This is a genomic window from Alistipes finegoldii DSM 17242, assembly GCF_000265365.1.
In the GTDB taxonomy this organism is placed as follows: domain Bacteria; phylum Bacteroidota; class Bacteroidia; order Bacteroidales; family Rikenellaceae; genus Alistipes; species Alistipes finegoldii.
Genome location: NC_018011.1, coordinates 3,353,495 through 3,363,970, shown reverse-complemented (window position 1 = coordinate 3,363,970; position 10,476 = coordinate 3,353,495). Strand labels below are relative to the sequence as shown.

Here is a 10,476-nt window from a genome sequence, read left to right as displayed (position 1 = left end):
CACGATGAAAATAGAAATCATACCCGCAACGGACATTATCGGCGGCGCCTGCGTGCGGCTGACGCAGGGCGACTACGGCCGCCGGACGACCTATTACAGCGACCCGCTCGAAGCGGCGCTCCGCTTCGAAGAGACGGGCATACGCCGCCTGCACATGGTCGATCTCGACGGCGCCAAGGCCGCACAGCCCCGCAACCTCGCCGTGCTGGAACGCATAGCGTCGAAAACCGCGCTCGAAGTGCAGTACGGCGGCGGCATCAAAAGCACCGAGGCGCTCCGCAGCGTATTCGACGCGGGCGCACGCCGCGCCATCTGCGGAAGCGTCGCCGTACGCCGGCCGGAGCTTTTCGCCGGATGGCTCGCGGAATTCGGGCCGGGAAAGCTGATTCTCGGAGCCGACATACGCGACGGCAAAGCAGCCGTTCAGGGCTGGACGGAAGCGTCCGAACTCTCGGCTCAGGAGCTGATCGCGCAGTTCGCGCCGCAGGGACTCTCGCAGGTAATCTGCACCGACATCGCCCGCGACGGCATGCTCTGCGGCGCATCGGCGGAGTTTTACGCCGCACTTCAGGGCAATTTTCCCGGCGTGGAGATCACCGTAAGCGGCGGCATCGGCTCGATGGCCGACATCGAGGCGCTCGACGGCGCGGGCCTGCGTAGCGTCATCGTCGGCAAAGCCCTCTACGAAGGACGTATCACACTCGAAGAACTGAAGCGATGCTTGCAAAACGCATAATTCCCTGTCTCGACATCCGCGAGGGGCAGACGGTCAAAGGGATCAACTTCGCAGAGCTGAAAAACGTCGGCGACCCGGTGGAACTCGGTGCGAAATACGCGGCCGAAGGGGCCGACGAGCTGGTGTATCTCGACATCAGCGCCACGGAGGAGGGGCGCAGCACCTTCACCGGGCTGGTGTCGCGCATCGCGGCGCGCATCGACATTCCGTTCACCGTGGGCGGCGGCATCGCGTCGGTCGCGGACGCAGGCCGGCTGCTCGACGCGGGAGCCGACAAGGTCACGGTAAACAGCGCCGCCGTGCGCGATCCGGCGCTGATCGACGCCATCGCGTCGAAATACGGTTCACAGTTCGTCGTCGCGGCCATCGACGCCAAAAAGATCGACGGCGTGTGGCGCGTCACGACCCACGGCGGCAAGCGGCTCACCGAGCGCGAACTGTTCGCGTGGGCGCACGAAGTATGGCGGCGCGGCGCGGGCGAGATTCTCTTCACGTCGATGGACCACGACGGCACCCGCGACGGTTACCCCTGCGAAACGTTCGCACGGCTGGCCGAACTACCCATTCCGGTCATCGCTTCGGGCGGGGCAGGCTCGGTGCGGCATATCGCCGACGTGCTGACGCTCGGCAGGGCCGACGCGGCGCTGGCGGCCAGCATCTTCCACTACAACGAAATTCCGATTCCCGCGCTCAAACGGGAACTGCACCGGCAAAACATCAACGTAAGATTATAAACGCCATGAAAATCAAAGCAAAACCCTTTGCGGAACTCGACTCCGCAAAACAGACCGACGGGCTGATTCCCGCCGTCATACAGGACGACCGCACCCTGCAGGTGCTGATGCTCGGCTACATGAACCGCGAAGCCTACGAAAAAAGCCTGACAGAAGGCCGCGTCACCTTCTACAGCCGCACGCGGGGCTGTCTCTGGACCAAAGGCGAGACCAGCGGCAACTATCTCGACATCGTTTCGGTCACGGCCGACTGCGACGACGACACGCTTCTGATCCGCGTCATCCCCCACGGCCCGACCTGCCACACAGGCGCCAAGAGCTGCTTCGCGGGGGCCGCGCCCGAAACCGAAGGCTTCATCCGTTACCTCCAGAGCGTGATTCGGGGCCGGCACGCCGAGATGCCCGAAGGATCGTACACCAGCAGGCTGTTCGACCGCGGCGTGAACAAAATCGCACAGAAAGTAGGCGAAGAGGCCGTCGAAACCGTGATCGAAGCCGTGGCGGGTAACCGCGAGGCGATGATTTACGAAGCGTCGGACCTCGTATACCACCTGCTGGTGCTGCTCGAAGCGACCGGCTGTTCGGTCGCCGACCTCGAAAAAGAGCTGGCCCGGCGGCACAGCTGAGGAGGGAAACAAACAGCGCAAAAACAAAAAGCGACCGCGACAAATGTCGCGGTCGCTTTTTTCCGTAGCGGGTCCGAGACTTGAACTCGGGACCTCATGATTATGAATCATGCGCTCTAACCAGCTGAGCTAACCCGCCATTGCTATCAAAGCGAGTGCAAAGGTAATAGAAATTTTCGATCGTGCAAAATCTTCGGGCAAAAAATCGACGGAAAATTCGCATTCCGACGCTTTGGCACTGATTTTGAGCCGAGTGCACGTAAACCGAAAATATGTCCCTGTCAGAATCTACACGCACGGAGATCCGTAACTGCCTGAGCATCCTCAAAGTAATCGCTGGAGTGGTTCTGCTCGCCGCCATTTCGTGGGAAATAATCGCCGGCGACCACATGCACTTTTCACGCAACTACCTGATCATCCAGCTCGTGGTCTGCATCCTTTTCCTATGCGATTTCTTCGTACGGTGGGCAGCCTCGGAGCGCAAAGGCCGCTTCTTCGCCCGCAATTTCCTCGTACTGCTGATTTCGATACCCTATCTGAACATCATCGACTGGAGCGGCGCCGAACTCCCCCGCTACTGGGCCACGCTGATCGGCATCATGCCGCTGATGCGGGCGTTCCTCGCATTTTACATCGTGGTGCAGTGGCTCGTGGACAACAAGGTCCGAAAACTCTTCTTCGCCTACATCTTCACCGTGGTCGTCTTCACCTATATTTCGGCGCTGGTCTTCTACGATTACGAAATACTCGTGAACAGCAAGCTCCACGGTTTCGGCAACGCGCTGTGGTGGGCGTGGATGAACGTCACGACCGTCGGGGCCGAGATATTCCCCGTGACGACCATCGGCAAGATATTCTGCGTGATGCTCCCCTCGCTGGGCATGATGTTCTTCCCGATCTTCACGACCTACGTACTGCAGGAGTACTCGCACAAAAAAGAGTCCGACCAATAGGCCGGACTCCTCTTTTCGGGGAGACATCCCCTATTTCTTCTGCGCCTTCAGCAGGTCGCGGATTTCGGTGAGCAGCTGCTCCTCTTTGGACAGCACCGGCCCGGCGGCGGGCGCAGGGGCCTCCTCCTTCTTCTTCATCAGGCGGTTCATCAATTTCACCATCATGAAGACGCAGAACGCCAGAATCGTAAAGTCGATGCACTGCTGGATGAAAGCGCCGTAATTCCAGTAGACGGGTTCGACGGCGGCCTGCGCCACCGTCTCGCCTCCACCCGTCACGGCATCGCCGACGGCATGCACGGCGCTCGAAGTCATGTCGCGGAACTTCGAAATATCGAGCCGCAGCTGCGAGAAGTCGGTATTGCCGATCAGCGCCCCGATCGGCGGCATCAGGATGTCATTCACCAGCGACGACACGATTTTGCCGAAAGCGCCGCCGATGATTACGCCGACGGCCATGTCCATCACGTTTCCCTTGAGGGCAAACTCCTTGAATTCTTTGAAAAATGCCATAAATCTGAGGTTAAATTAATCGATGGAACAAATATAGCGATATTTACCGAATCCGCAATCAAAAAAAGCCGCCCGCAGGGCGCGGGCAGCTTTTCTTCGGATAAACAGGCCGGAGGGAACTATACGATCTCGACCAGCACGGCGTCGGTGGCCACGTTGTCGCCGGGATGCGCCAGAATCTGCTTGACGGTGCCGGCGTAATCGGTCGTCACGGAGTTCTCCATCTTCATGGCTTCGAGAACAACGATTTCCTGACCCGCTTTTACCGTATCGCCGACCTTCACCTTGAATTCGATGATGCGGCCGGGCAGCGGCGCCGTAACGGTATTGCCCGTAATGGCGGCCGCAACACTCTCCTCGGCCTTCTTCTCCTCGGCCTTGGGTTCCGCGGGCTTCGAAGCGGCGTAGGCCTTGACCTTCATGTCCGTCAGGAAGTTCTTGGCGACCAGCGGGAAGAGTTCGAGCAGCAGGACCTCCTTCTCGTTTGCGGCGAGTTTCACGCCGCCGGCTTCGGGAAGCTCCGGATTGGGCTGCATCTGGTATTTCGACGTATCGTAAGGAGTCTCCTCGCGGACGCCGCAGATCTTGAAGCGGAATTCGGGGTCGATCTTCACGGGCGTATGTCCGTACTCACCCTTCACCAGCCCCACGAACTGCGAGCTTTTGTTGGTGTACATCGGACGTCCGGCCTTCTCGTCGAGGGCGCAGTTCACGGCCTGCGCGCCCACGATCTGCGAAGTCGGGGTCACCAGCGGCGGCAGACCCGCGGCCAGACGCACCGAGGGAATCAGCTCCATGGCGCGCGGCAGGATGTCCTCGGCCTTGAGCTGCTTGAGCTGGGCGACCATGTTCGAATACATGCCGCCGGGAATCTCGGCCTTCTGCACCAGTTCGTTGGGTGCCGGGAAGCCGAAGTAAGCCTCGATCTTGCGGCAGGCGTCGATCGTCGCGGCCTCATCGTCGGCCTGAGCGGCCTTGATCGCCTTGTCGAACAGCGCGTCGATCTCGGCGGGCAGCGTGTCGGTGAGCGGATTGAAGGGCTTGGGTTCGGGTTTCTCCGTGCCGAATACCGACTGGTTGAGTTCCTTGCGGATCTCGCGCAGCTGGGTGTTGATCTTGGCGACGGCCTCCATGTTCACACCGGTATCGACGCCGAGCTTCTTGCAGAAGACGTGCACCAGCTCGATGGCCGGGGCGCCCGTACCTTCGGCGAAATACCAGCAGTTGGTATCGACGACATCGACGCCGGCGATGATCGCCGCAAGTACCGATGCAAGGCCGTAGCCGGGCGTACAGTGGGTATGGAAATCGACCGGAATGTCGATGTTCTTCTTGAACAGCTTGACCAGCGTAGCGACGCGGCGCGGCGGAATCAGACCCGACATGTCCTTGATCGTAATCATGTCGGCGCCCAACGCGGCCATCTGCTTGGCCTTGTCGAGGAAATAGGCGTCGGTGAAGACCTGCTCATGGCCTTTTTTGCCCATGAGCTTGGCGAAGAAACCGGGTTCGGGATATTTCGGATCGACCGTATAGCAAACCGCGCAGTCGGCGATGCCGCCGTACTGCTTGACGTACTTGACCGTCGATTTGACGTTGTCCACGTCGTTCAGGGCGTCGAAAATACGCATGATGCCCAGCCCGCTCTCGATCGAGTTGCGGCAGAAGCCGTCGATCACGTCGTCGGGATAGGGAGCGTAGCCGAACAGGTTGCGGCCGCGCGACAGGGCCGTGAGTTTCGACACATTGCCGACGGCCTTGTAAATGGTCTCCAGACGCGTCCACGGATTCTCATTGAGATAGCGCATCACCGAGTCGGGCACGGCACCGCCCCAGACCTCCATCGCATAGAAATTTGCATCTTTGTAGTACGGCAGGCAGCGGTCTACTTGCGCCTGCGACATGCGCGTCGCGAACGAGGACTGCTGTCCGTCGCGCAACGTAAGGTCTCTGATTTTGAGATTTCTCGCCATTGTGATATTTGAATTAAGGGTTCTTGTTTCCCGTCTTTACTGTTATTCCAATAACAAAGATAATAAACAATTTCAAATTCCAACTATTTTGCACGGAATTTTCACAAAAAACGACCGAAAAGATTACTTTTCGTAAACACCCCGCCCCGCAGGGGCTTCCGGGCCATGCGCCCTGACAGCGCCGCCGGGCACAAAGAGCTGTTTATCAGGCGTGCCGTCGAGGTAGCGCTTCTTGAAGATATTGACGCAGAAGACGAACATCTCAAGCAGCAGCGGACCGAAGATGACGCCCATGAACCCGAAGAGCGAGAGTCCGATGAATACGCCGAAGATCGTCACGAGCGGGTGCGTGTCGGCCAGCTTCTTCTGCATCACGAAACGCACGACGTTGTCCACGTGCGTCACCACCAGTCCGCCGTACAGCGTCAGCCCCACGGCCGGCCCCCACTCGCCCGCAAGGGCCATGTATCCGGCCAGCGGCAGCCAGACCAGCGCCGTGCCGAAGATCGGGATGATCGTCGCGAAGCAGGTCAGCACGCCCCAGAACAGCGGACTGGGAGCGCCGAAGATCAGGTAGCCGATGTAGGCCACGATACCCTGCACCACGGCCAGCAGGGGGATTCCGATGGCGTTCGAGCGGACGATCATATGCACTTCGCGCATGACGCTGCCGCTCACCGAGCTGTCGAAGGGAAGTATCTCGCGGCAGTAATCCTCCATGCGGCGGCCGCCGATGAGCATGAAGTAAAGCACGAACAGCAGCACGACGATATTGATCCCGAAATCGAAAATGCTCGACACGACCCACTGCCCCAGCTTGGGAATCATGCCGATCATCGAGGAGATGTTCTCCTCCTGCCAGAGGTTGTAGCCGGTTTTCTCGTGAATGAGCGCCGCGATGTGCTTGAGCGGCGTAATGATCAAATCGGGCCGGAGCGTGATGTCCTGCACCTGATTGACTACCATCCAGACGATCAGGCTGATGGGGACCAGAAAACAGAGCACCGCCTCGGCCAGCAGCAGCGAGGCGGCAAGACTGCGCCGCCAGCGGCGGCAGGCCGTCAGGACCTGCATCTGCCGCCGGAGCAGCACGTAGATCGTCGCCGCGCCGAGCAGACCGCCCAGAAACGGAGTCAGCTCGATGCAGATCGTGATCCCCAGTCCGAGGATCAGCACGAAAAGCGAATAGCGCCAGTATCTTTCCCTGAAGTTCCGCATACGCCGCAGCGGGCGCAAGGAACGTGCCGGAAGCCCTCCCGACGGCCCCGGCAACGCACTGAAAATTTGTTTGATAAAAATTTCGCATGTTCTATTGCGGCGTCGGAATATTTGATTTATATTTGTGCTATGAAACTTATGGCTGACTTAGTCAACATATCGGTCTGTTCGCATCTTTTCCGTATATATGCGGGGGGGGGTGGCTTTTATAACGTGCGAAAACGAACGCAACTAGATCATCGTGACTATATAATATAAGTAACGAGGGATACTCCGGACGAGGTGTATCCCTCTCTGCTTTTACGGACACTCCGGAAAACGGCCTTGCAGGAGTCTGCGGCAGGGAAGCGAATCGCAAATGCAACGAAAACCATAACAAAACCCTTTTTTATTAACTAAATTATTTGGTATGAAGAAACTTTTCATTCTGATGCTCTCGATTTTCACCGTCGCCGCGGCTTCCGCGCAGGTGACGACTTCGGGCATGAACGGTACGGTTACCGACGAACAGGGCCAGCCCCTCGCCGGCGCCACCGTTATCGCCGTGCACACCCCTTCGGGTACGCAGTACGGCGCCGTGACCAACAAGGACGGCCGCTACAACCTGCAGGGCCTGCGTACGGGCGGTCCCTACACCGTGACCTTCTCGTTCGTGGGTTATCAGGGCGTCGAGTTCCCCGGACTCGAACTGCAGCTGGGCGAAACCCTCACGCGCAACGCTTTCCTGAAGGACAGCCAGACGCTCGAAGCCGTAGTCGTTACGGCCGACGGCCGCAACAGCTCGATGAACGTAAACCGCGCAGGCGCCGTTACGAGCATCTCCAGCGAGCAGATCGAGCTGATGCCTTCGGTAAGCCGCAGCATGAACGACATCATGAAACTCACGCCGCAGGCTTCGACCACCACGTCGGGTCTGGCGATCGGCGGCGGTAACTACCGTCAGTCGTACGTAACGGTCGACGGCGCCGCGTTCAACAACGCCTTCGGCATCGGCGGCAACCTGCCCGCAGGCGGCTCGCCCATCTCGCTCGACGCACTGGAGCAGATGTCGGTATCGGTCACCCCCTACGACGTTCGCCAGAGCGGCTTTACGGGCGGTGCGATCAACGCCGTAACCAAGTCGGGAACCAACGAATTCAAGGCTTCGGCATATGTTTTCGCCAAGAGCGACCAGCTTCAGGGCGACAAGTACGACGGCGGCAAACTGTCGCTGAGCGAAATGCGCAACACCACCCTCGGCTTCAGCATCGGCGCCCCGATCGTCAAGGACAAGCTCTTCGTGTTCGCCAACTTCGAGCGCGAGTGGAACACCACGCCGGGAACGTCGCGTCTGGCACGCACCAGCGAGGGCCAGAGCTTCGGCGGCGGCTCGCAGTACAACCGTCCGACGGTCGAAAAACTCGACGAAATCAGCAATTTCCTGATCGACAAATACGGCTACAACCCCGGTCCCTACCAAGGCTATTCGGTAAAAACGCCCGGCTACAAACTCATGGCCCGCGTAGACTGGAACATCAACCGCAACAACTCGCTCAACGTACGCTTCAGCCGTACGCAGAACAAGTATTCGTCGTCGCCGTCCAGTTCGATCAGCCCGCTGGACAGCAAACTGGCCTATGACCGCAACAACTACGGCCGTACTTCGAATTACGCCATGTATTTCCAGAATTCGCGCTACTATCAGGAGCAGAACTTCACGTCGGTAGCCGCCGAGCTGAATTCGCGCTTCCTCGAAGGCCGTCTGACCAACACGCTGCGTTACACCTACTCGCATCAGTACGAGCCGCGCAGCTACGACGGCAAGCTCTTCCCGACCGTAGACATTCTGGAAGAATACCAAGGCAACCGCGCCGTATACGCCTCGTTCGGTCTCGACCCCTTCACGTACGGCAACCTGCGCGAGGTCAGCACGCACGTCGTGACGGACGAAATCGGCTATACGGTCGGCAAGAACCGTTTCGTCGCCGGTCTGCAGTTCGAGCACAACGTGGCCAAGAACGGCTACCTGCAGGGCGGCGCCGGCTACTACGTCTATGAGACATGGGACGATTTCAAGAACGACCGCGAACCGCTGGCGTTCCGTATCGCCCACGGCAACAACGACGCACTGGCTCAGGAGTATCCCCAGTTCACCTACATGCAGTATTCGATCTACCTGCAGGACGAGATCAATTTCAGCGAACGCTTCAAGGCCACGGTCGGCATCCGTTTCGAGGTGCCCTCCTACCCCTCCATCGACAACAACGAGAACAAGGACTTCACGCAGGCTTTCGCCAACTACGGCGGCTATAAGACCTCGGACATGCCCAAAGCACGTCTGGCCGTAGCTCCCCGCGTAGGTTTCAACTGGGATATGACCGGCGAACGCAAATACATTCTCCGCGGCGGTACGGGCGTCTTCAACGGCCGTCTGCCGTTCGTATGGCTGGTGTCGGTGGCCGGCAACAGCAACTGCATCCAGAACGGACTCTCGCTCTACAAGGGCGATTCGCGCATGCCCAGCTTCCACACCAACGTCAACGACATGCTGAAGAACATTTACGGCGGCACCTACAAACAGCAGGATCTGGCGGCCAACACGCAGCCTACCATTCTGGACAAGAAGCTCAAGATGCCCTCCACGTGGAAGACCTCGCTGGCGCTGGATCTGAAACTGCCGGGTGACGTTGACCTGAATATCGAGGGAATCTACAACAAGGATTTCAACTCGGTAACCGTAACCAAACTCGGTATCGAAGAGAACCCCGCAGGCATTCAGCTTCCGGGCGAACCTGCTCTGCGCAAGGCATGGAAGAGCCAGAATATCAGAAACAAGAATCCCGAAGAGAAATACTCCATCAATCCTTACCTGATCAACAACGCCGATATCGACGGATATTACGCATCGGTTTCCGCTCAGGTGTCGAAACGCTGGGGCTTCGGTCTCTCGCTGATGGCTGCCTACACCTATTCGAGCGCCAAGAACGTGATCGACGGCATCGGCGACCAAGTGACTTCGGCATATAACACCAATACGTTCAACCGCAACGGTTCGAACACGCCCGAACTGGGATACGCATCGTACGTATCGCCCCACCGCATTCTCTTCAACGTAGGCTACCGTCTGGCGCAGAAGAACGGCGCATCGAACTTCGGACTCTACTACGAAGCGTTCCAGCACGGCTATATCGGCGGTTACTCCTACTCGCGCTACTCCTATACGATGGGTAACGTCACCGGCGACGGCGGTGCAGCCCTGCTTCTCTACATCCCGACCCGCGAACAGCTCGACAAGATGACGTTCGCCGATCTGGTGGACAACGGCAAGGTCATCTACTCGGCCGCCGACCAGAAAAACGACTTCTGGGCATTCATCAACAAGGATTCCTACCTGTCGAAGCACATCGGCGAATACTCGAAGCGCGGCGGCGCCGTGATGCCGTGGCAGCACATGGTGAATTTCAAATTCGCGCAGGATTTCTACATCAATATCAACGGCAAGCGCAACACGATCACGCTGGGCGTCGATATCAACAACCTCGCCAACCTGATCAACCGCAACTGGTGCGGCATCGACCGTCTCGAATCGTCGCAGATTCTGAAATACAACACCAAGACCAACGCCTACAACTTCACCAAGCCCGTTTGGTCGAAGTATGCGAGCACGGTTGCGACTTGGTCAGCCATGTTCAGCATCCGCTACACGTTCAACTAAGTCTCCGAAAGACTGCAATGCAAAGAGAG

At 58.6% G+C, this 10,476-nt stretch carries 8 protein-coding genes and 1 tRNA gene; 5 read left to right on the top strand and 4 right to left on the bottom strand.

The genetic code is table 11. The features are described 5' to 3' along the window. Window positions 1-4: 4 nt before the first annotated feature. Genes hisA through hisIE form a run of 3 tightly spaced genes read left to right on the top strand, consistent with a single transcriptional unit; the run spans window position 5 to window position 2,096 of the window. A complete protein-coding gene (gene hisA, locus ALFI_RS14540) occupies window positions 5-736 on the top strand; it encodes a 1-(5-phosphoribosyl)-5-[(5-phosphoribosylamino)methylideneamino]imidazole-4-carboxamide isomerase (RefSeq protein WP_014776364.1) in 732 nt (243 codons plus the stop codon). Further along, the gene (hisF, locus tag ALFI_RS14535; protein ID WP_014776363.1) at window positions 718-1,470 is read left to right on the top strand and encodes an imidazole glycerol phosphate synthase subunit HisF; all 753 of its coding nucleotides are present in this window, start codon (window positions 718-720) and stop codon (window positions 1,468-1,470) included. The genes hisA and hisF overlap by 19 nt, the downstream gene beginning before the upstream one ends. A gap of 5 nt (window positions 1,471-1,475) precedes the next feature. Continuing rightward, a complete protein-coding gene (hisIE, locus tag ALFI_RS14530) occupies window positions 1,476-2,096 on the top strand; it encodes a bifunctional phosphoribosyl-AMP cyclohydrolase/phosphoribosyl-ATP diphosphatase HisIE (RefSeq protein ID WP_014776362.1) in 621 nt (206 codons plus the stop codon). Window positions 2,097-2,161: 65 nt separating this feature from the next. Here hisIE and ALFI_RS14525 read toward each other — a convergent pair. Beyond that, a tRNA-Met gene (locus ALFI_RS14525) sits at window positions 2,162-2,235 on the bottom strand. 133 nt (window positions 2,236-2,368) lie between these two features. Between ALFI_RS14525 and ALFI_RS14520 the strand changes: the two genes are divergently transcribed. After that, window positions 2,369-3,049 carry a potassium channel family protein gene (locus ALFI_RS14520; protein WP_014776361.1) on the top strand — a complete coding sequence of 227 codons (681 nt, stop codon included), beginning with the start codon at window positions 2,369-2,371 and terminating at the stop codon, window positions 3,047-3,049. A gap of 30 nt (window positions 3,050-3,079) precedes the next feature. On the opposite strand, the gene mscL is transcribed toward ALFI_RS14520, so the two are convergent. The 3 genes from mscL to ALFI_RS14505 form a co-directional block, all read right to left on the bottom strand. Next, window positions 3,080-3,562 carry a large conductance mechanosensitive channel protein MscL gene (mscL, locus tag ALFI_RS14515; RefSeq protein ID WP_014776360.1) on the bottom strand — a complete coding sequence of 161 codons (483 nt, stop codon included), beginning with the start codon at window positions 3,560-3,562 and terminating at the stop codon, window positions 3,080-3,082. Window positions 3,563-3,681: 119 nt separating this feature from the next. Next, window positions 3,682-5,535 carry a biotin/lipoyl-containing protein gene (locus tag ALFI_RS14510; protein ID WP_014776359.1) on the bottom strand — a complete coding sequence of 618 codons (1,854 nt, stop codon included), beginning with the start codon at window positions 5,533-5,535 and terminating at the stop codon, window positions 3,682-3,684. A gap of 123 nt (window positions 5,536-5,658) precedes the next feature. Further along, window positions 5,659-6,753, bottom strand: coding sequence for an AI-2E family transporter (locus ALFI_RS14505; RefSeq protein WP_208854096.1), 1,095 nt, complete (start codon window positions 6,751-6,753; stop codon window positions 5,659-5,661). A gap of 409 nt (window positions 6,754-7,162) precedes the next feature. Between ALFI_RS14505 and ALFI_RS14500 the strand changes: the two genes are divergently transcribed. Further along, window positions 7,163-10,447, top strand: coding sequence for a TonB-dependent receptor (locus tag ALFI_RS14500; RefSeq protein ID WP_014776356.1), 3,285 nt, complete (start codon window positions 7,163-7,165; stop codon window positions 10,445-10,447). Window positions 10,448-10,476 lie beyond the last annotated feature (29 nt).